Source organism: Arthrobacter sp. PsM3 (genome assembly GCF_030433895.1).
Classification (GTDB): Bacteria; Actinomycetota; Actinomycetes; order Actinomycetales; family Micrococcaceae; genus Arthrobacter.
This window is the reverse complement of sequence record NZ_JARUXE010000048.1, coordinates 1-22,887: the sequence shown is the minus strand read 5'-3', so window position 1 is coordinate 22,887 and position 22,887 is coordinate 1. Positions and strand designations below refer to the sequence as shown.

The 22,887-nt window shown below is 66.2% G+C and carries 23 protein-coding genes and 1 pseudogene; 15 read left to right on the top strand and 9 right to left on the bottom strand.

The window, feature by feature from the left end; all coding sequences use genetic code 11:
* Positions 1-217 precede the first annotated feature (217 nt).
* Positions 218-2,782 carry an AMP-binding protein gene (locus QCD75_RS19140; protein WP_301231007.1) on the bottom strand — a complete coding sequence of 855 codons (2,565 nt, stop codon included), beginning with the start codon at positions 2,780-2,782 and terminating at the stop codon, positions 218-220.
* A gap of 354 nt (positions 2,783-3,136) precedes the next feature.
* Positions 3,137-3,361 (bottom strand): DUF3188 domain-containing protein, encoded by a 225-nt coding sequence (locus tag QCD75_RS19135; RefSeq protein ID WP_301231006.1) that lies wholly within the window; start codon positions 3,359-3,361, stop codon positions 3,137-3,139.
* A 315-nt stretch (positions 3,362-3,676) separates the two neighbouring features.
* Here QCD75_RS19135 and QCD75_RS19130 point away from each other — a divergent pair, with 315 nt between their 5' ends.
* The 3 genes from QCD75_RS19130 (at position 3,677) to QCD75_RS19120 (ending at position 6,352) form a co-directional block, all read left to right on the top strand.
* Positions 3,677-4,525 carry an SURF1 family cytochrome oxidase biogenesis protein gene (locus QCD75_RS19130; protein WP_301231004.1) on the top strand — a complete coding sequence of 283 codons (849 nt, stop codon included), beginning with the start codon at positions 3,677-3,679 and terminating at the stop codon, positions 4,523-4,525.
* A gap of 285 nt (positions 4,526-4,810) precedes the next feature.
* Complete coding sequence (locus QCD75_RS19125) at positions 4,811-5,842, top strand: PDDEXK nuclease domain-containing protein (protein WP_301231003.1); 1,032 nt, start codon at positions 4,811-4,813, stop codon at positions 5,840-5,842.
* Positions 5,843-6,049: 207 nt separating this feature from the next.
* On the top strand, positions 6,050-6,352 hold the full coding sequence (locus QCD75_RS19120; protein WP_301231002.1) for a DUF4193 domain-containing protein: 303 nt from the start codon (positions 6,050-6,052) through the stop codon (positions 6,350-6,352).
* A 684-nt stretch (positions 6,353-7,036) separates the two neighbouring features.
* On the opposite strand, the gene QCD75_RS19115 is transcribed toward QCD75_RS19120, so the two are convergent.
* From QCD75_RS19115 to QCD75_RS19100, 4 genes are all read right to left on the bottom strand, one after another.
* A complete protein-coding gene (locus QCD75_RS19115; protein ID WP_301231001.1) occupies positions 7,037-7,852 on the bottom strand; it encodes a hypothetical protein in 816 nt (271 codons plus the stop codon).
* Complete coding sequence (locus tag QCD75_RS19110; RefSeq protein WP_043431406.1) at positions 7,845-8,525, bottom strand: helix-turn-helix domain-containing protein; 681 nt, start codon at positions 8,523-8,525, stop codon at positions 7,845-7,847. Before QCD75_RS19110 ends, QCD75_RS19115 begins: the two co-directional genes overlap by 8 nt.
* 465 nt (positions 8,526-8,990) lie before the next feature.
* Complete coding sequence (locus QCD75_RS19105; protein ID WP_253033857.1) at positions 8,991-9,617, bottom strand: TlpA family protein disulfide reductase; 627 nt, start codon at positions 9,615-9,617, stop codon at positions 8,991-8,993.
* Positions 9,618-9,647: 30 nt separating this feature from the next.
* A complete protein-coding gene (locus tag QCD75_RS19100) occupies positions 9,648-10,397 on the bottom strand; it encodes a cytochrome c biogenesis CcdA family protein (RefSeq protein ID WP_253033711.1) in 750 nt (249 codons plus the stop codon).
* A 193-nt stretch (positions 10,398-10,590) separates the two neighbouring features.
* Between QCD75_RS19100 and QCD75_RS19095 the strand changes: the two genes are divergently transcribed.
* The 4 genes from QCD75_RS19095 (at position 10,591) to QCD75_RS19080 (ending at position 14,335) form a co-directional block, all read left to right on the top strand.
* A complete protein-coding gene (locus tag QCD75_RS19095) occupies positions 10,591-10,977 on the top strand; it encodes an ArsR/SmtB family transcription factor (protein ID WP_253033856.1) in 387 nt (128 codons plus the stop codon).
* Positions 10,974-12,929 carry a heavy metal translocating P-type ATPase gene (locus QCD75_RS19090; protein ID WP_253033710.1) on the top strand — a complete coding sequence of 652 codons (1,956 nt, stop codon included), beginning with the start codon at positions 10,974-10,976 and terminating at the stop codon, positions 12,927-12,929. Before QCD75_RS19095 ends, QCD75_RS19090 begins: the two co-directional genes overlap by 4 nt.
* A complete protein-coding gene (lspA, locus tag QCD75_RS19085) occupies positions 12,926-13,435 on the top strand; it encodes a signal peptidase II (RefSeq protein WP_253033709.1) in 510 nt (169 codons plus the stop codon). Before QCD75_RS19090 ends, lspA begins: the two co-directional genes overlap by 4 nt.
* A gap of 228 nt (positions 13,436-13,663) precedes the next feature.
* A complete protein-coding gene (locus tag QCD75_RS19080; RefSeq protein ID WP_253033708.1) occupies positions 13,664-14,335 on the top strand; it encodes a vitamin K epoxide reductase family protein in 672 nt (223 codons plus the stop codon).
* Here QCD75_RS19080 and QCD75_RS19075 read toward each other — a convergent pair.
* Positions 14,324-14,554 (bottom strand): hypothetical protein, encoded by a 231-nt coding sequence (locus QCD75_RS19075; protein WP_253033707.1) that lies wholly within the window; start codon positions 14,552-14,554, stop codon positions 14,324-14,326. The genes QCD75_RS19080 and QCD75_RS19075 overlap by 12 nt on opposite strands.
* A 19-nt stretch (positions 14,555-14,573) precedes the next feature.
* Here QCD75_RS19075 and QCD75_RS19070 point away from each other — a divergent pair, with 19 nt between their 5' ends.
* Together QCD75_RS19070 and QCD75_RS19065 are read left to right on the top strand one after the other, a co-directional pair.
* Entirely contained in the window at positions 14,574-15,491 is a 918-nt protein-coding gene (locus tag QCD75_RS19070) for a cation diffusion facilitator family transporter (RefSeq protein WP_253033706.1), read from the top strand.
* A 34-nt stretch (positions 15,492-15,525) separates the two neighbouring features.
* Complete coding sequence (locus tag QCD75_RS19065; RefSeq protein ID WP_253033705.1) at positions 15,526-15,732, top strand: hypothetical protein; 207 nt, start codon at positions 15,526-15,528, stop codon at positions 15,730-15,732.
* A gap of 299 nt (positions 15,733-16,031) precedes the next feature.
* Here the strand turns inward: QCD75_RS19065 and QCD75_RS19060 are convergent, their stop codons facing one another.
* Entirely contained in the window at positions 16,032-16,532 is a 501-nt protein-coding gene (locus tag QCD75_RS19060) for a hypothetical protein (protein WP_253033704.1), read from the bottom strand.
* A gap of 1,027 nt (positions 16,533-17,559) precedes the next feature.
* On the opposite strand from QCD75_RS19060, the gene QCD75_RS19055 reads away from it, so the two are divergent.
* On the top strand, positions 17,560-18,861 hold the full coding sequence (locus QCD75_RS19055) for a hypothetical protein (protein WP_367400673.1): 1,302 nt from the start codon (positions 17,560-17,562) through the stop codon (positions 18,859-18,861).
* Positions 18,862-19,195: 334 nt separating this feature from the next.
* Here the strand turns inward: QCD75_RS19055 and QCD75_RS19045 are convergent, their stop codons facing one another.
* Positions 19,196-19,630, bottom strand: a complete 435-nt coding sequence (locus tag QCD75_RS19045; protein WP_301230998.1) for a rhodanese-like domain-containing protein — start codon at positions 19,628-19,630, stop codon at positions 19,196-19,198.
* A 377-nt stretch (positions 19,631-20,007) separates the two neighbouring features.
* On the opposite strand from QCD75_RS19045, the gene QCD75_RS19040 reads away from it, so the two are divergent.
* The 5 genes and pseudogenes from QCD75_RS19040 to QCD75_RS19020 all read left to right on the top strand — a co-directional run.
* Complete coding sequence (locus QCD75_RS19040; protein WP_301230997.1) at positions 20,008-20,280, top strand: SHOCT domain-containing protein; 273 nt, start codon at positions 20,008-20,010, stop codon at positions 20,278-20,280.
* A complete protein-coding gene (locus tag QCD75_RS19035) occupies positions 20,280-21,743 on the top strand; it encodes a multicopper oxidase family protein (RefSeq protein ID WP_301230995.1) in 1,464 nt (487 codons plus the stop codon). Before QCD75_RS19040 ends, QCD75_RS19035 begins: the two co-directional genes overlap by 1 nt.
* A gap of 54 nt (positions 21,744-21,797) precedes the next feature.
* Positions 21,798-22,208 (top strand): DUF302 domain-containing protein, encoded by a 411-nt coding sequence (locus QCD75_RS19030; protein WP_301230994.1) that lies wholly within the window; start codon positions 21,798-21,800, stop codon positions 22,206-22,208.
* 194 nt (positions 22,209-22,402) lie between these two features.
* Positions 22,403-22,660, top strand: coding sequence for an SHOCT domain-containing protein (locus QCD75_RS19025; protein ID WP_253033699.1), 258 nt, complete (start codon positions 22,403-22,405; stop codon positions 22,658-22,660).
* Positions 22,657-22,887, top strand: a pseudogene (locus QCD75_RS19020) (sulfocyanin-like copper-binding protein); the annotation flags it as partial. The gene QCD75_RS19025 and the pseudogene QCD75_RS19020, both read left to right, overlap by 4 nt.

Here is a 22,887-nt window from a genome sequence, read left to right as displayed (position 1 = left end):
CTTTTCTACAAGACGTAAAACAACAGTATCCGAACTTCGCTTACGGCGGGAGTGAGAGCGCATCCGCTCGCGAATGGCACGGGATGGCATCCAAGGCAGCCTAAGCTGCGATACACGTCCCGCTTCGGAGATCCGGGGCGGACGGAGCGTGGCAGGGCCTAATGCCGGCAACCTCACTCGCGCTCCTCCGTCGTCCGGGAGGGGACAATGCGTGATTCTAGCGGGGCGTCGCTGAGCGAGGTTGCCCGGCGGTGCGGGCTGCTTTCGGGCGTGCCTTTCCGGTGCCGTTCCGCCTGCGGCGGCCCGCATCCATCAACCGCGTCGCCAGCGCCCAGTACCCCACTCCCGCAGCGAGGGACGCGGCGACCGCGAGGGCGGGGCTTATCGGGGCAAGGGGCGGGTAGACCAGCCAGTGGACGAGGTAGGCGTACAGGGAGGCGCTGGCCAGCAGAACGGTCAGCCGGCGGAAGCCCCTGGGCACCGGGATGGCAGGCAGCCAGATTAGCAGCAGGATCCCGGCCAGGACGGTCGCCTCCCGGTTCGGGTTGTCGAAGAAGCCCGGGACGGTCAGGACCGCAATGACGGACACGGCGCAGCGCTGGGCCACGGTCCGGGCCCGCGCGATCGCCCAGCCCAGGGCGAAGAGCCACAGGGCCGGCGCTGTGTTCGGCACCCCGGGGTCGAGGATCTCGTAGCGGGTGAGCAGCCCGGCGCCGGTCAGTGCCAGGGGGAAGATCAGGGGGAAGCGCCGCTCGGCGCGGTCCGCCCAGGGAACGGCCAGCAGGGCCGTCATGGCCACGAGGAGGTAGACGAGCACTTCAATGAACCAGAAGTGCCACTGGGTCGTGACTGCCTCCGGGCCGATGATGGCGTTGAGCAGCAGGATATTGGCCAGGCTGTATTTGTCGGTAATCAAGTAGGCCACGGCGATGAAGGCCATGCTCGGGACGACGATTCTGGCCAGGCTGGTCAGTTGGCGCCGCAGGCGTGGGAGCCGGTCCCCGGCGAGCTGGAAGCGGGCGAAGTTGTACCCGGCCACTGCCAGGAGGACATGGGCTGTGCCCTGCCAGTTGAAGAGTCCGGCGTGCGTGCTGACGATGAAGATGATCGCGACAGCCCTCAGGACGATGCTGGTCTCGACAGGAGCGAAGAACCGTCTCATTCTGTGGGCCCGGCGGGGGCGCGGCTCGAGGTCCCGGACCGGCGTGATGTGCCAGTCCGGCGGGAGGTGCCCGAGGGCCTGTTCCAGCCGGACGGACGCCGCCACATAGGACAGGGAGTCCCCGCCGAGGCTGACGAACGTGTCGCCGTCGGCGATGTCCGAACGCTCCAGGGCTTCGGCAAAGATCTTTCTGACCTTCACCGGCCCGTCCGGAAAGACCGTCCCGTGCTTTGCCGTGGTCGGCTGCGGCCGGGCGAGGGCCAGGACGGAGGGGTAGTCGGGCTTGCCGTTGGCCAGCCGGGGGAGCTCTCCGACGGCGCGCAGTTGGACGGCCGTGCGCGGCAGTCCCAGGCCCTGGGCGAGGACCTTGCCCAGCAGGTGCGTGTCGTGGTCGCCCTCAACGGCGACGACCAGGCCGTCATCAGTGCCCGCGCTGGCTGCCCGCACTCCGAGGTCGGCCAGGCTCCGTTCCACTTCTCCCAGGTCAACTCGCAGTCCCACGATCTTGACGAACCGGCTGCGCCGCCCCACCACTTCGTAGACTCCGTCGGGACGCTTCCGGGCGAGGTCGCCGGTGCGCAGCTCCTGGACGATCCGGCCGGCTGCGAGGTCGGCCGGGCTTTCGGCGTAGCCAAGCATGACGTTCGGACCGGTGTAGATGAGTTCCCCGTCCGCGAACCCGGGCACCGGGTCGATACGGAAATCGCCCCCGGGCACCGGTATGCCAATAGCACCGGAGGCGGTGGCGGCCCGTCCGGGTGGCAGGTAAGCCATCCGGGCCGTGGCCTCGGTCTGGCCGTACATCACGAAGAGGTCCCAGCCGCTCTGGCGGCCGAGCTCGGCGTAGCCGCGCACGAGGTCGGGGGCGAGCCTTCCGCCGGCCTGAGTCACGTATCGCAGGCCCGGCAGATCCATCTCCTCGAAGCCGACTCGTTCCAGCAGTTCAAAGGTGTACGGCACGGCCGCGAACGACGTCGCGCCCCGGCTGCGAAACAGATCCCAGAAGCACGGGTCCACGACAGACAGGCTCGTGAGCACCAGCCCCGCCCCGCGGAGCAGATGGCTGTTGATCACCGACAGGCCGTAGCAGTAGGACATCGGCAGCGTCGTCGCGGCACGGTCGCCGGGAGCTATGGCCAGGTACTCGGCGATGGCCTCTGCGTTGGACTGCAGGTTCCCGTGTGACAGGCGTACCAGCTTGGGGGAACCTGTCGATCCCGATGTGCTCAGCAGCAGGGCCAGATCCGGGTGCAACTCATGACGCGTGCCGTAGCGCCGCTCCTCCAGCACCGGGTCACCGTCCCCCGCCCTGACGATAACGTCAGGGTCGTACGCCGCCACGATGGACTCCAAGGCGGCCGGCTTGTCCGCCGGCACAAGGATCAGCGGGTGCCCGGAGGACAGCGCCGCCAGGTAGGCGACCAGCGATTCCAGATCGTTCCCGGCAGCCAGCGCCACCAGCCGCCGCACCGGCCCTAGGCTGGCGGCCACCGCGTCGACGCGGACCGCCAGCTCTGAGTAGGTCAGGGTCCGGTCATCAGCGAGGACGGCGGGGCGCTCTCCATGCCTCGCGAGATCCGCGGAGAAGTCGACCCGCGCGAGGTCTGGATGAATGGTCACCGCGACAGCTTATTAGCCAAGGCTTACCTAAGTAAAACCGGTTCCGGTGCGCCAGGCTGGTCCGGACAGCTTGAATTCTTCGGCGGTCCCCGGAAACAAACCCTGGGTGACCCATTATTGGGGGGATTGATCGGACGAGTTGCGGGGGCCCAGCCGGCTGCCGCTGGACCTGATAGGCGCCATCAAGTGGCGCATCGCTTGCCGCGGGTGTGCCGATGCGTCGGGAAAGGCTGTTCGGTGAAAAGGCTCAAGACGTCCAGCCTGCGGGAAAATGCCGAATCCGGGCCATGCACCATATGGGATGGAAACCACGATGGCCAGGAATTCGCCCCCCGGCGTCCGCCCGTCTCTGGGCTACTTTTGGAGGCGCCTCCGGACCCCCTGACCGCGGACGACGACGCCTGTGCTGTGAAGCACAAGGCCCACTCCGATGACCGGAAGGGACGCGGCCGTCAGGCCATCGATCCGGGACAGGTTTCCCGCGATGTTCAGGAGTATCCCGGCCGCGATCAGGCCCATGGCACCAAACACGAGCGCCTTGTACGAGCCGGTCGAGGTGTTCCAAAATTCATTCAGCACCCTGGCAGTTTAGCGGCTGGCTCTCCGGAACGGCCTGCGGATACCTGGTCGCGGCCGGTTCCTCGCGCTGGTGTGCGGGCGATGACCCTGCTCCTTCCCAGCGCGCATCGGAGCAAGCACAGCTCCGACTCTCAAAACTGGCTTGCGGAATGGGGACGGTCCGGCCCGCGGCTAGGGTGGTGATGTGCACTGCGACATTACTGAAGAAAAGTCCCGGTCCGGAACATCCTCCCGGGCGCGAGGCGCGGGCGGGCCTTGCCTTGCCGGAACCAGGCGCGGCGCGCTGGGGCCGGGGACGCTCCTTCGGTCCGGCCAGTGACGTACTCGTTCCTTCTGACCCGGCAGTGGCTGGGGATACTGGGACTCGCCGCACTCTTCGCCGCGGCCTGCGTCGGATTGGGAAACTGGCAATTGGAGCGCCGGAATCAGGCCGTGGCAGAGATCCAACGTGTCCAACAAAACTATGACAAAGAACCCATCCCGTTCGAATCTGCCCGTAGGCACTTCGAAGTAGCCGAACCCGGAGCCAAGTGGACGCCCGTATCGGTGCGCGGCCATTACCTGGCGTCTGATCAGCGGATCGTCAGAAACCGGCCAAACAATTCCGCTCCCGGGTATGAGGTCCTGGTTCCCTTTCGACTGGTTTCCGGGGAGACAATCGTGATCAACCGGGGGTGGCTGCCCATCGGCAATCTCAAGCCCGGTTACCCCGATGCCGTACCTGCTCCTCCGGAAGGAACCATCGACGCCGTCGTGCGGCTGAAGCCCGCGGAGCCCGGATTGGGCCGTGCCGCGCCCGAGGGCCAGCTGGCCAGCATCGAACTGGTGGCATACACGCGCCAGCTCGCGTATCCACTAATGACGGGCAGCTATGGTCTGATGGCTTCGGAGTCTCCCGGACCGGATGAAACGCCGCTGCAATTGACCCCGCCATCCGTGCAGGAAGGGTCCAACCTTTCCTACGCCCTGCAGTGGATCACCTTCGGCGTGCTCGCCTTCGTGGGCTTCGGATACACAGCCCGGCAACATGCCCGGATGCGGCGCGAGGAACTTGAAGAGGCTGCCCCGGTCACGGCCAACACTCCGCTTCACCCGTCCCGCGCGCGGCGGCGCGCCGGCTCGGACGACGAAGAGGATGCCATGCTTGACGCTCTCGGCCTTTGAAGCGCGGCATCCCGTTTCTTGCCATTTCGCGCGTCGACCTGCGTGACCTACATGTGGCCCCCGGGGCTGGCTCTGGTCATACCGGCGCCCGTCCCCGCGGAGACAAGCCATTCACGTGCTGAATGCCTAACCCTGGCGCTGCCTCGGGATCCGTTCGCAGTCAATGGCAAGCAGCGACGGGAAATCAAAGCGCTAACAACGGAAAACGGCCCAGCCGCTAAGGATCGCAGCTCCAACTGGAGATGCCCTTCCAACCTGGCCGACTCGATAGGATCGATCGAACCTATGACTGATGCCCGTGACCTCACCCTCCCCAAGGGCTACATCGACCTGCTCGGAGAGCTCAAGAACCGGGTCCGGGCCGCACGCACGAGAGCGCTGCGGACAGTCAACACCCAGTTGATCGAGTTGTACTGGTCCATCGGGCAAGATGTCAGTGCCCAGCAGGAACAACAGGGGTGGGGGAGTGGCGTCATCAAAAGACTGGCCGACGACCTTCGGGCGGAGTTCCCGGAGATGAAGGGATTCTCCGCCCGGAACGTTCAATACATGACGACATTTGCCCGGGCTTGGAATGGGGGTGCAATTGCGCAACAGCCTGTTGCGCAATTGCCGTGGGGCCACGTCACCGTGCTGCTGGACAAGCTTGTCGACCAAGAAAAGCGCGACTGGTACGCCTCAGAAGCCGTCGAACACGGCTGGTCGCGCAACGTCCTGATGAACATGATCATGAACAAAACTCTCGAGCGCACGGGGTCAGCGCCGTCGAACTTTGCGCAACAGCTTGTTGCGCAAGACTCGGAGCTAGCCCAGCAGGTGGCCAAGGACCCCTACTCTTTTGAGTTCCTTGGTCTGTCCGGAGAGGTCGCAGAACGGGACCTCGAGCAGGCTCTCATGGACCGCATCACCGAAACTCTTAGGGAAATGGGCCCCGGGTTCGCGTTCGTCGGGCGGCAAGTCCACTTCGACGTCGGCGGCGACGACTTCTACATCGACCTCCTCTTCTTTCACGTCGAGCAGCTCCGGTACTACGTAGTAGAACTGAAAACCGGCAAATTCCAGCCCGAATACGCGGGAAAACTCAACTTCTACATTGCCCTCGTCGACGACAGGCTCCGCTGCGAAACCCACGCAGACACAGTGGGGATCCTGATCTGCGGCAGCAAGAACGAGCACACCGTCCGCTACAGCCTCGGCCGCGCGACCTCACCCATGGCCGTGGCCTCCTACACCTACGACGCCCTGCCCGCAGACGTTCGCGATGAGCTGCCCGACGCCGACCGGCTCACCGCGGCGCTGGACTGGACCGAGGACTAGGTGACCTGACGGTTTGCCCGGCGCGCAGCCCAGCAGGGCCTCCCGAACAGCGCTCTGACGCACGGTCCTCGGGCATCCCGGCCAGGACCCGGGTCGAGGTGTCGGGCTCTCGGACGGCGCCCGCCGGTCCTCGCGAGGGGAATCCCGGTCCGATGGTGTAGGTTGCATTTCCGTCCGGTAAGAACGTTAGAGAAGAGAATCACCGCAGTGGCAACCGATTACGACGAAGTACGTTCCGACGTCAAGGAATCACAGGATCGCTCCCTGGAGGCGCTGCAGTCCGCGAACGCGCCGGATGCCAGAAGCGTCGTCCGCGATCTGGATGAGGCCGACGCGCTGGATGACGCCATGACCCCCGGCGGAGAGTTCGTCGCCGAGGAACTGATCGTTCAGGTGATTCCCCAGGCCGAGGACGAGTTCACCTGCTATTCATGCTTCCTGGTCCGGCACCGTTCCCAGCTCACACGCGAAAAGAACGGCGACCCGTACTGCATCGAGTGTGAAAGCTAGCCCAGCCCCTCCCGGTGCCCGCTCCAGCAGCAACCTCCTCAGGGGGAAATAGCCGGTTAAGCCAGGCCTTCCGACCGGGGGAGTGGATCAGCGGGCGTACGGGGACACGTGCCTTTCTTCGTTGGGTTCCCTTGGTGAGGTCCGGCATATGAGGGGCAATTCTCACTTAGAACTGCACCAGGCATACGGTGAAATCGTCCAGGACTTTTCTGCAGGGCGGTTACTGTCCTCGCGGCGCGGTCACCGGCTGCCTGCTGGCTGTAGGCCTTGATCTGCAGGAAAGAGCCGAGGCCGTGGAGGCCGGCGTGGGCGCTCGTCTTGGCTCGGGCAGAGGGGGCAGCTGTCGAAGCTGCCGACGGGGTGGGGGACGTCGTGGATGCTGAGGCGGCACTGAAGGCCGCGGCGGCCATGGCGCCGGCGGCCAGAACCGCTGCTGCTCCCACGCCGAGACGGGTCTCTAATGTGGGGGTTGTCGGCATCTGATTCCTTCCGCTCTCGAATCGTTGCGGGCCAAGGTACTTATCCGACCTCCAGCCACTGCACGAGTCGATGCTGGGGGATAACTGAAAGCGATCTCCTGGTTCCTTTGAACAGGACCTAGCACACAACGGCCGCCGGCCGCCGTGGCCGTCGTCGTCGGGATGGCCCCGGCCGCCGTGGCCGCCACCGCCGCGACGGCGTCTCTCAGCCGAGCTTGAGCCGGTTGGCCGGCGGGAGGCTGTGGTTGGCGGCCAGAATCCGGAGCGCATCCGTCGCGGTAGTCCGGTCCGCTGAATCCAGCAGTTGCCAGGACCGGTGCCCGGGATCGGCGAGCTCCTTGTGCAGCGTCAGGATGCGTGACTTGTCGCTGCCCTTCATCAGGGCCGCCGCGGCCAGCGGGGACTTGATGGTGGCACACAGGACGACGGCGTCATCGAGGTGCCGGTCCTTGTCGCGGGAGTCTTCGCGGTAGGCGGCCCCTTTGAGGACCAGCGCGCCGAGGGCATTCGGGATGCTGATGAGCACCGGCCCGTCATCGTCGGCTGTCATCCGGCAGTTCACGGTCCGCTGCAGGGCCTGAGTGCCGCCGGCGACCTGGAACGGCTTGCGTCCCCCGATCCTGGGAACCTTGGCCGGGGTAAGGTGGTCGGCGATCATAACGTCGATCTGCTGCTTGCCGCGGACGAACCGGTGGGCCGGGGCGTCATCCGAGATGGACTTTTCAAGCATGTAGCCCAGCCCGGACAGGACTGCCATCACGGCCGCCGTCGTGGCCGCCCCTGTTTCGATGTGCAGCACGATGTCGACGTCAGCCGTTGGCCGGGAAACGGCCATGCCGGCCGCGGCCGCATGCAGCTGCACCATAAGGCCGCCGACCAGTGTCCACTGGGTTGAGGGCAGCGCCCTGGCCAGTTCGACGCACTGCGGCCACGGGGTTCCCCAGCCACCCGGGGGCACCGGGACGTCCCAGATTTCGCGGCCGCCGGCGGTGGCCACCTCGGCCATGGCCGGCTCAGACATGGAGGAGCTCATCGATGACGCGTCGGCCGGCGCTGCGTTCGCGGGTGGCCAGGGATCCCATCAGGTCCACCGCGACCGCGGCGACCGGCGCCCGGCCTTCGGTGAAAGGCTCGGCCAGCTCGACCTCGTGGATGATGGCGTTGCCGTCGGGGTCTTCGACCAGGCCGAAGGCATTGGCCAGCGCGGCCGCGTCACCGGCCATGACGTAACCTTCGGCGATCCCGCCGCCGCCGGACATGCCGAAGGTGTCAGCGGTAGTTTCGTCCCGCATGGCGGAGGCGCCGCTGGCGATCAGGTGGCTGTTCAGCGCGGCCAGTCCGTCCTGGGTAGCGCGGAAGCGGATGGTCTTATCCTTGTTCCGGGCCAGGACACAGACGGCGTCGGCGTCAAGCTCGCGGAGCCGGCTCTTCAGGCGGGACTTTTCGGAGGAGGAGATCCAAGTGGGGTTCTGGCCGGAGAGCAGGGCCATGGCGGCCCACGCTGTCTTCGCCGTCCACGCCCGGCCGGGCCGGGTACCGGTGGCGGCCAGACGCTCAACGGATGACCGGTCTATCAACAGGGCTTTACCCACCCTCCCGGTGGTTGTCAGCTGGCCTGAGTGGATCAGACGGTGGATCGACATCGTGCTGCGGCCGAGCCGGTCGGCAGCCTCGGCCACCGTTATATCTCGCATTACATCCATACGCTAATGGTTCCGTGTCTAACGGGTAGTGTCAATACACTAACAGTTATGAATCTATCGGTAAGTGTCAACCTGGGGCGGGATGAGGGGGGTCGCAGCTCCGGCCCCCCTGATTTTTTGCACTGACGTGGCAGGCGGATCCGAGGCGGACACGCTCTTGGTCGCCGCAGTCGACAGGTCGCTGGTCTTGGAGGAATCCGGATTGTCCTTCATTTCTTCTTGCAGGTATGGATGGGAACATCGACTGGACTCGGACAAAACCCCTGCACGTTGCGGCACAAAGGGGCCTCGAACGCCTGGCGCGGAACTCCTCGGGAGAGGGGCCTGAATGATTCATCTGATGAGATACGAAGAGTACAGGGCGACATAATATCTGATATCGGTAGTTAACTATCGCTTATTTGGCGGAACAGCGCGCTCCGGCTGGACTGGGAGCCGCGCACCTTTGCTCGCCTGTCAGGACTCCTTCAGCACGCTGCTGATGAGGGCCTTCAGGGTGCTTTTCTCGGCGATGCCGAGCACGCGTGCCGCGACTCGGCCTTCTTTGTCCAGAACCAGGGTTGTAGGGACTGCACGCGGGGGAACGTAGTCGGACAAGGCCAGCAAGATAGCCCCGTCAGCGCCGTTAAAGCTCGGATAGGTTGTTCCAAAGGTCCGTTCGAAAGCGGCAGCTGTCGCGGCAGTATCGCGCAGGTTGATTCCGTAGAACAACACTCCGTCGCTTTTGTTTTCCTGATACAGGGTCTCCAGTGTGGGGGCTTCTGTGCGGCAGGGCGCGCACGCGGCGTACCAGACGTTCAGAACCGTCACCGAGCCCCGCCACTCAGAGGAGTTGACGATGGTGCCGTCATAGAGCCGGCCCTCCATCTCCACCGGAGCGCTCCTGTCGTTGGGGGCGTACTCGGAGACGGAGCCGTCGCCGGCAATGTAGTTCTTGTTGTCCCCGGCCCGGGCTTGGGCGGCCAGGGAATCCGGGGCGGCGCAGCCGGTCAGCAGCAGCGCCCCGGATACCATGCCCAGCAGGAGGCTGCGCCGGCGGGGCAACGATGCACCGGCGGCAGGGGCGGGTCGGTAGGAGTTCATGATCCGGTCCTTTGCGTTCATTCCAGCGTTTTATACGGGGGTGGTGATGGTCCCGGCGAGGTTCTGCAGCTGGTATATCCAGAGCATCCAGACCCCGGAGACCATCAGGAGCCCGACGAGGATAAGCAGCGAACCACCAATGATGTTGAACGTGCGGATGTGCCGGCGGATGAACCCCAGGGTCCTGGTGACCCAGTTCAGGCCCAGTGCCACCAGCACAAAGGGAATTCCCAGTCCCAGGCAATAGATGAAACCCAGCAGGGCACCGCGCCAAGGGTCCCCGGTGGTCGTGCTCAGCGCCAGGACGGCACTGAGCGTCGGACCCATGCACGGAGTCCATCCAAGGCCAAAGATCACACCGAGCAGCGGAGCCCCTGCGACGCCCGTCCTGGGCCGGAAGGAGAGCTTCTTCGTGGTCTGCAGGAAGGAGAAACTGCCGACCAGCACCAGGCCCATGAATACGACGAACACACCCAGGGCACGGATCAGCGCGTCCTGCCACTGCACCATCCAGCCGCCGATCACACCGAACGCCGCTCCATACAGGGTGAACACCGCGGCGAAACCGAGAATGAAAAGACCCACGCCGGTCAGGACCCGACGCCGGTTATCCGGCCGTGACGGGTCGGTCAGCCCGGAGACATAGCCCAGATACCCCGGCACCAGCGGAAGGATGCACGGAGAGATAAAAGAAACGACGCCGGCAGTCATAGCCAGCGGCATCGCCACCAACAAGGCACCGGACTGCACCATCTCGGCGAAATATCCGCCAATGCTCATCGGTGTCTCCTCGGTCAATATCTCGATGGTCCGCCAACCCGGCAGCAGCATCGCCCCGCCCGACCGGGGCGAAGGAGCACTCATGTCCAGGCTTTACGTGTGGAAGCGCGGGACGCAGGGAACGCCGCGGGACGCCTTGTCGACGTTACAGCATGAGGGCGATGGCATCCTAAAAATACGCTATCATCGTCACATGACGATTGAACCTGTGGTGTCCGCTGATCCGTGCAGCCGGCTCGATCCCGCAGCGGCGCTGTTTCATTCACTGAGTGACCCGACCCGGTTGAGCATCGTGAAGCGGATGGCCGGTGGTGAGGTCCGCGTCGGTGACCTCACCACCGAGCTGGGCCTGGCCCAGTCGACGGTATCTGCCCATGTCGCGTGCCTGCGCGATTGCGGCCTGGTCGAAGGCCGGGTACAGGGCCGCAGCGTGTACTACTCGCTGTCCCGCCCGGAACTGATGGACGTGCTTGCCCAGGCTGAGATCCTGCTTGCCGCCACCGGCAACGCGGTCAGCCTGTGCCCGAACTACGGCACCGGCAGCACGGGTGTGCCCCTGACGAAAGAGAACGAACGATGAGTGACGCCTGCGGCTGCAGCGACGAGAAGACCGGGACCGGCGAGTCCGAAGAAGCAGCGGAAGCCGCAGGGTTCTGGCAGGTCCGAGAGGTCCGGGCAGCCGCCGTTTCCGGCTTCTTACTCCTCGCGGCGTGGATCGCATCGCTGGCCGGCGGCCCCCAGTGGCTGACGCTGCCGCTGGAAATCGCGGCACTGGTCATTGCCGCGTGGACGTTCGTTCCTTCCACCCTCCGGCGCCTGGCGAAGGGCAAAATCGGGGTCGGCACGCTGATGACGATCGCCGCCGCCGGCGCGGTAGCCCTCGGGCAGTACGAGGAAGCGGCCATGCTGGCCTTCCTTTACGCGATCTCCGAAGGCCTCGAGGAGTATTCGATGGCGAAAACCCGCCGTGGCCTGCGAGCCCTGCTGGACCTTGTCCCGGCGGAGGCGACCGTCCTGCGCGGCGGCATAGAAATCACCGTCCCCCCGGCAGAACTCACCCCCGGAGACCGGATGGTTGTCCGGCCCGGCGAACGTCTGGCAACTGACGGCAGGATCATCACCGGCCGCACGTCCCTGGACACCTCGGCGCTTACCGGCGAATCCGTCCCGGTCGAGGCCGGGCCGGGAAGCGAGGTCTTTGCCGGGTCGATTAACGGCACCGGTCCGCTTGAGGTTGAAGTGACCAGCACCGCGGAGAACAACTCGCTGGCCAGGATCGTGCACATCGTGGAGGCCGAGCAGTCCCGCAAGGGCCCGGGCCAGCGCCTGGCCGACTCCATCGCCAGCAAGCTCGTCCCGGGCATCCTGATCGCCGCGGTCCTGATCATTGTCTTCGGCTTCATCGTCGGGGAACCGCTGCTGTGGTTTGAACGCGCTCTCGTCGTCCTGGTCGCCGCCTCGCCCTGCGCTCTGGCCATCTCCGTTCCCGTCACGGTGGTCGCTTCCGTGGGCGCGGCCAGCCGCATCGGCGTACTCATCAAGGGCGGCGGCGCCCTGGAGACCCTCGGCAAAATCCGCACCATCGCACTGGACAAGACCGGAACGCTAACCCGCAACAAGCCCGCCGTAATCGAGGTAGCCGCGACCGGTACAGCCACCCGGGACCACGTCCTGGCCCTGGCTGCCGGCCTGGAGGCCCGCAGCGAACATCCGCTGGCCCGCGCCATCCTTGCCGCCGCCGAAGACCGGGCGCCCGTCACCGACGTGGACACCATTCCCGGCGCCGGCTTGGAAGGCCGGCTCGACGGCAGGGCCATCCGCCTCGGCCGCCCGGGCTGGATTGATGCCGGGCCCTTGGCCGCCGAAGTCAAGAGGATGCAGCACGCAGGCGCCACCGCCGTCCTCATCGAGGACGACGGCCAGGTCATCGGAGCGATCGCCGTCCGTGATGAGCTGCGGCCCGAAGCCCGCGAGGTCATCGCCAGGCTCGGCGCATCGGGTTACACCACGGCCATGCTCACCGGCGACAACCTCATCACAGCCACCGCGCTGGGCAAGGCCGCGGGCATCACCGAGGTTCACGCCGACCTTCGCCCCGAGGACAAAGCGGAAATCATCCGGACGCTCCAGAACCGCCAGCCCACCGCGATGGTCGGGGACGGCGTCAACGACGCCCCAGCCCTGGCGACCGCCGACACCGGCATCGCCATGGGTGCCATGGGCACCGACGTCGCGATCGAAACCGCCGACATCGCCCTGATGGGCGAGGACCTGAACCACCTGCCCCAGGTGCTGGACCATGCACGCAGGACCCGGCGCATCATGCTCCAGAACGTGGGGCTGTCCCTGCTGCTGATCGCTGTGCTGATCCCTCTGGCGCTGTTCGGAATCCTCGGCCTGGCCGCCGTGGTCCTGATCCACGAACTGGCCGAAATCGTGGTCATCGCCAATGGCGTCCGGGCCGGCCGGATCAGCCGCAAGACCGCGTTCACGTCCGCCCAGCCCTCCCCTGCACTGGAACCGTCAGTATGAGCACCGACGCAACCGCCCTGCCCGTCGTACCGGTTCGGTCGGCCCGACGGTTCAGGACGGTATTGCTGCTTTGGGCAGCCCTCCTGGCCGGGGCCGACCTCACCGTTAAGGCTCTGGCCGAAGCCGTGCTTTCCAACGGCACAACGACCGACCTGGGCCCAATCAGCATCCGGCTGCTCTATAACCGCGGTGTCGCGTTCAGCCTCGGCGCGGAACTGGCACCCTGGATCGTCATCGCCGCCACCGGGCTGATCATCGCAGCCCTGACCTGGTACACCCTCTCCTCCGCTCCTGCCATGACCAGACTCTCCCGGGCAGGAGCTGCCCTGCTGCTCGGAGGAGCCGCCGGGAACTTCATTGACCGGCTCGACGGGGACGGTGTCGTGGACTACCTTCACAGCGGCTGGTTCCCCACCTTCAACCTCGCCGACGTCTTCGTGACCGCTGGAGTAGCCCTGTTGATCCTTGGCACCCTACGGTCCCCGCAAACACGGACCGGCGATTAACCGCCTGCTGCCGTTCACCGTTCGCCCGGATGATCCGTTCCGGGGTAAATGGGGGAAGAGGAGACGGCTGGGGCGATCCAGTGCAGGCAGGGCGGTCAGCACCGCCGGTATCCCCAGCGCCAGCGCGGACCACAAGGCGACGTACTCCCCCGGTCCTCCAACGGCGGCGGCTTCAACCCCGTCCACACCACGCGCCGGGACGACCGATCTGGAAGGAAACCACCTCCTATGACCAGCACCACCGATTCCGCCGGGAATGTGAAGTTAGCCGACGACGTCAATACGCACAACAGCACCCAACCGGATCAACCCCGAATGACCCGCGACAAGCCGTTCGGATGGCTCCTGGTCATCGCCGGGGCCATCGGTTGGCTGGCCTCCGGCGCCCTGGTGCTGGAAAAACTCGAAGCACTGAAAAACCCCGCCTACAAGGCCGCCTGCGACATCAACCCCTGGATTTCCTGCGGCCAGGTCATGCAGACCTGGCAAAGTTCCGTTTTTGGCTTCCCCAACATGTTTATTGGAATCGTCGCCTTCGCCGTCATCGTCACCATTGGCGCGGCACTGCTCTCCGGGGCGAGCTTTGCCCGCTGGTACTGGGCGGGGCTCCAGACCGGCGTCACACTCGGCTTTGCCTTTGTGGTGTGGCTGTGGTCCCAGGCTCTGTACTCGATCCACATCCTCTGCCCCCTCTGCATGACAGTCTGGGCCGTCATGATCCCGCTGGTCGTGTGGGTAACGGCCCGAAACATCACACACGGAATCATCAAGGTACCTGCAGGCGCCGGCAGGATCCTCAGCGATTCCGGCTGGATCATCACGGCGCTGCTCTACACGGCCGTGATGGCCAGCATCTTCTTCGCCTTCATCCAGGTTTTCATCGGCACGTCAGGCTTCTAAAGAGAAGCGCAGGCCGGTGTAGAGCGTCCGACGGCCCGAACATGCCCCGTTATACGCGGCCAATTCCGGGATGCCGGCGACGGCTGCGGACCGGACGGAGCCCGCGCACCCTCGCGCCTCGTCGCGCTTGCGCCGGGCCAGGCTGCCCACGAGCAGGAGCACCCCCGGCAGCTCACCGTAGGGCCATGCGGTTGCCCGCTCGTCATCCCACCAAACCACACACCCTGGAGACACACGCATGAGCGGTCACGATCACGACCACGGCGCGGCCGTAGCGGGCAACAGGCGCAAACTGATCCTCGTCTTTGCCATCACGTTCACGGTGATGATCGCGGAGATCATCGGCTCGGTCCTCACCGGGAGCCTGGCGCTCCTGGCCGACGCCGGCCACATGTTCACCGACTCGACCGGGCTGCTGATCGCCCTGATCGCCGCCTCGCTGGCCCTGAAGCCGGCCACTGCCAAACGGACCTGGGGGTACAAGCGCGCCGAGATCATCGCCGCCGCGGGGCAGGCTGCCCTGCTGCTGGGTGTCGGCGGTTTTGTCATCGTGGAGGGCATCCGCCGCCTGATCGAGCCTCCTGAAGTCGGCGGGTCAACGATGCTGTGGTTCGGCATCATCGGCCTGGCCGGCAACGCCGTGGGGCTGATTGTTCTGGCCTCGGGACGGAATCATAACTTCAACATGAAGGCCGCTTTCCTGGAGGTGCTCAATGATGCCCTCGGGTCCGTGGCTGTCATCGCGGCCGCCATCATCATCGCCGTCACCGGCTGGGTCCAGGCCGACGCCGTCGTGTCCTTACTGATTGGCGTCCTGATCATTCCCCGCACGCTGAAGCTGCTCCGGGACACCGTGAACGTGCTGATGGAAAACGCCCCGCAGGGCCTGGACATGGCCGAGGTCCGCGAGCATATCCTTGCCGTGCCGCACGTCATCGACGTCCATGACCTGCACGCGTCCCTGGTCGCCTCGGGCACAGCCGTCCTCTCCGCCCACGTCACCGTCGAAGACACCTGCATGACCGACGGCCACGCCGCCGCCCTCCTGGCGGACCTGCAAAAATGCGTGGCCGAAGACTTCGACGTCAGCGTCGAGCACTCCACCTTCCAGATCGAACCAGCCGCCCACCGCGACCAGGAAAGCATCCGCCACTGATTCGGTCACCGGCCCGCATGGCCGGAACTATCCCGTGCCCGGCGCGGACTGCCGGCAAACCATCGACCCCGATGTCGCCGCCGGGGTCACCTACGCCCTGAAGAACGTGCTGACCCGCGGCTCCGGCTACAACATCCCGGCCAATAAGAGCTATGACATCTTCGCCAAAACCGGTACCACCGATGGAAACACCATGACCTGGACCGTCGGTGCCACCTCGGGCATATCCACGGCCTCATGATTCGGAAGCTACCAGGGCATCGGCCCGCGCTGGGTCAACCAGAACGTCACCGTCAACGGCAAGTACGATGCCGCCGTTGACGGGGCCGATATTGCCGGCGGCCAGTGGGGACGCCTGATGGGCGCGGCAGCGCCGCAGTACTCCACCGCACCGTTCTCCTCCCGCCAGCCTCCATGCTCAGGTGATGCCGGACCCCCACCAGCCTCCCGCTATCAACAGCATCTGGAAGAGTTTGCCCACAGAACCATGCGGCAAGCAGCCAGTACCGACACATGCTGCGCCGCCGGCGTCGGCCGGCATCAGCCCTCGGATGCGGCGTGAACGGACCGGGCCAACGGCATCGGGCACCGGTCCTCGGAAACCGCCCGCCTGAGGAAGGCCCAACCCAGCATGATGACGGAGGAGACAGCGAGGAACGGTTGAATTGGTGCGAAGTACTGCAGGGCGCCCGAGGTGCCCAATGCCAGCAGCGCCAGCTTGTTGCAGACGGGGCACCCCACCGCGAAAAACGAGACAACAGCACCCGCAGCGCCGAACCGTGACGGGCCTCCGGCGCCCACCCCCTGATGCTCCTCGACCGTGGCGCGCGCCACATACGTGGCCACCAGCAGCCCGGAAAGGACCGCTGTGATACCCAGCGCGGGGAAGGACCACCACGTGGGAGGGATTTCACGGCTGAAAAAGGGTGTGTCGATAAGATCGGTCGGCACAGCCACCACCAGATATGTCAGGGCCGAGGCGGCTGCCGCAGCAAACCACCGGCGCGCCGGCCATTGGGACAGCGCCGCTGTCAAAGTCATGCGGTTCGTTTTATTCACAGGGGGCTTTCCCGCCTTTCACATAGCATGCAAGGGAATAACTGATGCAAGTTTCGGCCGGGCCAAAGCCCTGCCGTCGATAAGGAGCTCTCATGCCGAACACCGGATCTTCAGACAATGCCCCGGACGCGGGAGCTGCACGCGGTCTCCTGGTCCATTCCGCGGGACCGGCCGACAGCGCCGGAATCTCCGCAGCCCTGCGCAGCGCGGCACGCCCGTTGCCCGGCGCTGGTGGTCCGCCCCATCCCCGCCACCCCGCATACCCCTGAGTAGCTCTGGTGCCGTAGGCCCGCGGACCTCTGCGTCGTCCCCCGGACCCTGGCAGGGTCGGCCCAACCCGTTGTTGGTGCACCCGGCAGGACGCGGGCCGCGCCAGTTCCGGGCCCATGGCTGCTGCGGGACCACCAATGTCTTTGAGCGTGCTCTGGATGTGGGGATGCCCTAATTATTGCGCTCGTCCCTGGCCGGGACACCGCGCCGGGTATCCTCCTCGGAAGCGGCGGCATGGCCGGGCGCAGCAGTCATATATGCACGCGGATCCGATCAGGGCGCCGCCCGGGGGCAGGGTCCGCAACACACCCCCGGGGGTATGTTGGCGTAGTCTGGAAGCAGACGGCTGCGGAGTAGGGCCGGTTGAAGGAGGCACCCCATGATGGGTGGTGGGTACGGGTCCGGTATAGATGTGTCCTGGTTGTTCTGGTTTCTCCCGGTCGCGGGCGTCGTTCTAGTGGCGGCTCTCGTGGCCCGGGGATTGTCCGGCAGCGCCCGCCGGCGAGGAAGGGGATCAGCGCCGGGGCGGAACCGTGACGCCGCGGGCAGGAGCAACGCACGTTGGATCCTCGATCAGCGATACGCCGGCGGTGAGCTGGGCACGCAGGAATACCGGGACCGGTTGGCGGTGCTTACCGGCGCGGGGACCGAGCCGGAAGAACCGGGGGTATATCCACGCGACGGCGGGCGGAGCGATCAGCCCGTGGCGTTGAGCCTTCCGGAGCTGAAGCAACGGGCCGTGTCGTTGCTGATAGCAGCCGACGACGCCGTGCGCTCCAGCGAGCAGGAAGCAGGATTCGCGCAGGCCCAGTTCGGGGACGTTTCCGTTGCGCCCTTTGTGAAGGCCCTCGCCGATGCCAGGTCGGACCTGAGCGAGTCCTTCAAACTCCAGCAGCAGCTGGAAGATGCGATCCCGGCCACCGAGGAGCAACAGCGGGCATCGTATACCGAGATCATCAGTCGCTGCGAGTCGGCCAGCCAGGCTCTGGCCGAACAGAAAGTCTCCTTCGATTCCCTGCGTGAACTCGAAAAGAACGCACCGCAGGCACTCGAACTGCTCCGGGCCGGACGCGCCGAGGCGGCGGCCAAGATAGCGGATGCGGAGCACGGCATGGCCGAGCTGCGCGTAAGGTACTCCGATGCGGCGGTGGCTCCGGTCTCGGACAACATCGCCCAGGCCCGGGAGCGGCTGAAATTTCTGGACACCGCCGCGCAGGCTGCACAGCAGAAGCTCACGGAGGCCGACCCGGGCGCCGCGGCCGTCGCTGTCCGTGCTGGCGAAGAAAGCCTCCATCAGACCAACGTGCTGGTTGACGCCATCGGCAAGGTCTCGCACGACCTTGACTCCGCCCGGACGAATCTCGACCGCGCGGTGGAGAACGCCGCCCAGGACCTCGCCCAGGCCAAGGCCACCATGGCGGCTGGGCAGCATACCGACCTCGCGGGCCCCACCGCAGGCGCCGAGGCGGTCCTGAACCAGGTGCAACAGCAGCTCCAGTCAGGAAGTATCGACCCGATCGCCGCGTTGCAGCGCATGGAAGCGGCGCGCCAGGGACTGGATCGGGCCCTCTCCGGGGTGCGGAACCAGCAGGATCAGGCGCGGCGCGCCGGGGAGGCTCTCCAGCAGGCCATCATGCATGCACAGGCCCGGATCTCGGTCGCCTCGGACTACATTGCCGCCCGGCGCGGCGGTGTGGGACCCGGGGCCAGGACACGCCTGGCCGAAGCGCAACGCGTTCTGGACTCCGCGCTCTCCCTCCAGCAGACGAACCCCGGATCTTCCCTGACCTACGCGCAGCAGGCCGGGGCTCTGGCATCCCGGGCGGCAGAGCTCGCCCGGTCCGATGTGCAGGGCTTCGGCGGCCTGGACAACCGCGGCTACGGCGGCGGCATGTTCGGGAGCCGAGGGTGCGGCGGGGGCCTCGGCGGAGCCGTGCTGGGCGGGATTCTGATCGATTCGATCCTGCACGGTGGCCGCGGCGGCGACGCTGATAGCGGCGCCGGCCGGGACGATGATTCCGGCGGCAGCGGCAGCTTCTGATCCGTCACATCGGTGTTCATTTTCGGTCCGTCAACGTCATCAGTTCCCCCGACCGGCCCGCTTTGGCCCGGCGCTTCGGGGGTCTGCCAGGTCCGCGGTGGATCAAGCACTGCCCGATGGTCCAGGCACGGGCCAAAGACACGCTCCCGGGCCGCGTGAGCAGCCCGCGGGTCCGGTTCGATTGCGGTGGCCCCGTTTGGCCAGGGCGTCATTGACGCCGCAGAACAGGGTCAGGCCGGCGGGCTGTTGGTCGGCGACCCGAATGGAGCGCAGCGGGTGGGGCATGGCCCGGGCGGCTTCGCCGTTGACGCCCGTGCCTGAACGAGCCCGGCGGTCAGGTGATCTGTTCCGTGGGCATGGCTAGGGTAACCCAGTCGTGCAGTCCTCCCCGGTAGTAGGCCAGTGCGGATGCCGGATACCCGGTTTCCAGCAGCGCCCGGATGGCCGACGGTGACTGCGGGCATTGCGGGCCGTTACAGAAGAAAATGCTCAGCCTCGAAACCTCGAGCTGATCCCTGAATCTAATAATCCGGTCGTGCGGGATGTTCACTGCGCCTGGAATCGTAACCCCGGACCTGGAGTCAGGCACGCGGCTGTCGATCAGGACAGCGCCGCCGCTGATCTGCTCCAGGAGTTCGAGTTCGCCCAGGGTGACCACCCCGGGCGCGCACTGCAGTGGCTGCAGCTCTCCCCAAGTCGTGTCCACCGCTACCAGATCCGGTTCGCCCTCCACCTCCTGGGGCACGCTGGCCGGATCCTGAGGACGCATTCTCGACATTCGCTTTATTACCGCTGATTCGACACCCATGCACCCACCCTAACGCCGCCGGACGCGCGGCCGCGGTGGCATTCCACCCCGGCGTCGGCGGTGGCCGCCGCGCTGCACGCCGGGTTCGGCATGCGGACCATGCCATGCCGTCCCCGGCAGGGGCGCCGGGGACCAACGGGCATCCTCCGGCCGGGCGTCGGTTGTATCGTGATCGGGCGCAGCCCTGCTGATGGTCGAGGACCGAATTCACGGCTTGAAGCCGCGGGCACATCAAACGCCCGCCCCCCCCATATACCCCTATGGGTATTATGGTGTAGTCTCGAAAGTGATCACCGCAGGCCGGTCAGTACCGGTTTTACGGGATAAGGAGACGGGTAATGATGGGTGGATACGGATCAGGCATGGGCTGGACAGGGATGTACTGGCTGCTGCTGATTGTCGGGGTCCTGCTGCTTGCCGGTCTCGGGATATGGTTCTTCTCGGCCGCAAGGCGCCGCGGCGGACCCACAGGCTCCCCTGACGGCGGAGGCTCCGGGCCTGCGGGCAGTGTAGGCACACCCCGGGAAATCCTGGATGAACGCTTTGCCAGGGGCGAGCTGACCGCGGAGGAGTACCACGAGCGGCTCAGGACCCTCAAGGGCGACAACTGATGCGCCCTGTCCGCCGACGCACTGCCCTCCTCCTCGGGGGCGCCGGAACCGCAGCCGCGCTGACGGGCGCGGCAGGCCTGTTGTGGGGCTCCGAAGCCGGGTACCAGTCGGCGGCCGGACAGGCCCTCCTCGAACCCGAGGTCCTCCGCAGCAGCAACGGGACGCTCCAGATGCGCCTGAGAGCGGCGCCGGGTCAGGCAAGGATTGCCGGCACGAATGCCACCGCGTTGACCTACAACGGGTCGGTGCCCGGCCCGACCATGTTCCTGAGGCCCGGTGACCGGGTGAACGTGACATTGGAGAACGGCCTGCGGGATCCGACCAACGTGCACGTCCACGGCCTGCACGTCTCCCCGCAGGGCAACAGCGACAACGTGCTCCTCTCCGTTGACCCCGGGACGTCCTTCGAGTACGAATACCGCCTCCCCGCGGACCACCCTCCGGGCGTGTACTGGTACCACCCCCACCACCACGGCATGGTCGCCGACCAGGTCTTCGGCGGACTGTACGGTGCCATCATCGTCGAGGACCCGCACCCTGTCCCGACCTCACGGGACCGGGTCATGGTCATCTCGGACATCTCGCTGAACAGCGACGGAAGCGTCGCTGCCGTGTCGGCGATGGAGAAAATGATGGGCCGGGAAGGCAGCCTGGTTCTGGTCAACGGCCAGCTAAACCCGCAACTGGCGGCCAAACCGGCAGAGCGCGAACGGTGGAGGATCATCAACGCCTGCACCGCCCGGTACCTGAAACTGCGCCTGGACGGCCAGCGCCTGCAGCTGCTTGGACTCGACTCCGGCCGCTATCAGAACCCCCGGGACGTTGAGGAGGTGCTGCTGGCTCCAGGCAACCGGGCAGACCTCCTCGTCACCGCGGCCACCGGCACGGCCGTGCTGCGCACCCTCCCGGTGGACAGGGGAAGCGCAGGATCCATGATGGGCGCCAGCACCGGAGGCCAACAGGCCCAGGCCGACCCCAACGGCACCGTCCTGGCCACTTACTCGGTCAGCGGCGAACCGGCCCCGTCCGCGGAGCCGCTCCCGGCCCAGCCGGCACCCCGGGACCTGCGGTCCGCTGCGGTCACGGCACGGCGGGAACTGACCTTCGCCATGGGCATGGGCATGGGCATGGGGTCGGGAATGAGGTTCACCTTTAACGGCAAACCGTTCGACCCGGGCCGAATTGACACCACCGTCCCGGCCGGGGCCCTCGAGGAGTGGACGCTGACTAACACCAGCCCCATGGACCACCCTTTCCACCTGCACGTATGGCCCATGCAGATCATCGAACAGGCCGGCCGGCCCGTATCCGACCCCGAGTGGCAGGATGTGGTCAACGTCCCGGCCCGCAGCAGCGTGCGCGTCCGGATCGCGTTCGATGATTTCGCCGGCAAGACCGTCTACCACTGCCATATCCTCGACCACGAGGACAGCGGCATGATGGGCCTCATCGAATCCCGGTAACACGGCGATGCGGCGTCATTGACTCACAGCCAAACCCAATGAAGGAGCCTAACCATGAGCTACGCACACACCATCACCGTCGCCCTGCCGTATGAGGAAGCGGTGCGCCGGACCAGGGAGGCGCTCCAGGGCCAGGGCTTCGGGGTCCTCTCCGAGATCGATGTCCGCTCGACCTTTGAGGCCAAGCTCGGGGTGGAGAGCGGACAGGCCCTGGGCGACTACCTCATCCTGGGCGTCTGCAATCCCGCCCTGGCCCAGCGCGCTCTCACCGCGGAACCGGACATGGGGCTGCTCCTTCCGTGCAACGTCGTCATCCGGCGCGGCAGCGACGCCGACGCGACCGTCATCCAGACGATCGACCCGCAGACGATGGTCCAGCTCAGTGACGCCCCTGCCGTCGCCCTGGTCGCCGGCGAGGCCGATGACCGGCTCCGGGCCGCATTGAAAGAGCTTCAAACCGCTTGAGACCCGGCCGGCCTCCGGTCCGGAGGCCCACTGGACGCGAAACGGGCGCCGCTGCCTGACTTTTGTGTCCGCGTGCGCATCGGAGCATGGCTGGCCGCCGTCGGCCCCCGATGCAGACTGTATATACCCGCCGGGGCTTTGGGCACTGTTCCGGGAAGCGGGCCCAACGTAGTTTCACAGGAGGAGGTTCGATCATGATGTATGGCTGGGACGGGAATGGCTGGGGTATCGGCGCATGGGTGGCCATGGCCGTGTTGATGCTGATTTTCTGGGGCGGGGTGGTCACCGTTGTTGTGCTCCTGGTCCGGCGTCCCCATCCGGGTGAGGGACCGGCCGCGCAGCGGCCGCCGCATCACGACGCCGAACGTATTCTCACTGAGCGCTTCGCCCGCGGGGAAATCGACGAGCAGGAGTTCACCACACGGCGCACGGCGCTCAGGCGCCAGGATTGAAATCCCTGACCCACCGCGGGCAGATCATCCTCGGGATCGCATCCGTGCTTCTTCTGACCGCACTGTCCCTTGTGGCAGTCGGCGTCGTGGGCAGTCTGGTGAATCCCGCGGGCACCGGTTCTCTGTCCCGGGCCCGCTGCGTGGCACCTAATCTTCCTGGTCCGGTCGTCAGCGTTTCACTGCCCAACATGGGCGGGCCCATGATGGGCCCCCGCAACGGCATGACG

Bases quoted from the DNA above. Each gene is read 5' to 3' on its own strand.
- QCD75_RS19070 (WP_253033706.1), top strand. From the start codon at position 14,574: ATGAGCGGTCACGATCACGACCACGGCGCGGCCGTAGCGGGCAACAGG.
- QCD75_RS19025 (WP_253033699.1), top strand. From the start codon at position 22,403: ATGATGTATGGCTGGGACGGGAATGGCTGGGGTATCGGCGCATGGGTG.
- QCD75_RS19060 (WP_253033704.1), bottom strand. From the start codon at position 16,532: ATGACTTTGACAGCGGCGCTGTCCCAATGGCCGGCGCGCCGGTGGTTT.
- QCD75_RS19100 (WP_253033711.1), bottom strand. From the start codon at position 10,397: ATGAGCATTGGCGGATATTTCGCCGAGATGGTGCAGTCCGGTGCCTTG.
- QCD75_RS19105 (WP_253033857.1), bottom strand. From the start codon at position 9,617: ATGAACTCCTACCGACCCGCCCCTGCCGCCGGTGCATCGTTGCCCCGC.
- lspA (WP_253033709.1), top strand. From the start codon at position 12,926: ATGAGCACCGACGCAACCGCCCTGCCCGTCGTACCGGTTCGGTCGGCC.
- QCD75_RS19080 (WP_253033708.1), top strand. From the start codon at position 13,664: ATGACCAGCACCACCGATTCCGCCGGGAATGTGAAGTTAGCCGACGAC.
- QCD75_RS19115 (WP_301231001.1), bottom strand. From the start codon at position 7,852: ATGTCTGAGCCGGCCATGGCCGAGGTGGCCACCGCCGGCGGCCGCGAA.
- QCD75_RS19035 (WP_301230995.1), top strand. From the start codon at position 20,280: ATGCGCCCTGTCCGCCGACGCACTGCCCTCCTCCTCGGGGGCGCCGGA.
- QCD75_RS19090 (WP_253033710.1), top strand. From the start codon at position 10,974: ATGAGTGACGCCTGCGGCTGCAGCGACGAGAAGACCGGGACCGGCGAG.
- QCD75_RS19095 (WP_253033856.1), top strand. From the start codon at position 10,591: ATGACGATTGAACCTGTGGTGTCCGCTGATCCGTGCAGCCGGCTCGAT.
- QCD75_RS19030 (WP_301230994.1), top strand. From the start codon at position 21,798: ATGAGCTACGCACACACCATCACCGTCGCCCTGCCGTATGAGGAAGCG.
- QCD75_RS19110 (WP_043431406.1), bottom strand. From the start codon at position 8,525: ATGCGAGATATAACGGTGGCCGAGGCTGCCGACCGGCTCGGCCGCAGC.
- QCD75_RS19125 (WP_301231003.1), top strand. From the start codon at position 4,811: ATGACTGATGCCCGTGACCTCACCCTCCCCAAGGGCTACATCGACCTG.
- QCD75_RS19045 (WP_301230998.1), bottom strand. From the start codon at position 19,630: ATGCGTCCTCAGGATCCGGCCAGCGTGCCCCAGGAGGTGGAGGGCGAA.
- QCD75_RS19040 (WP_301230997.1), top strand. From the start codon at position 20,008: ATGATGGGTGGATACGGATCAGGCATGGGCTGGACAGGGATGTACTGG.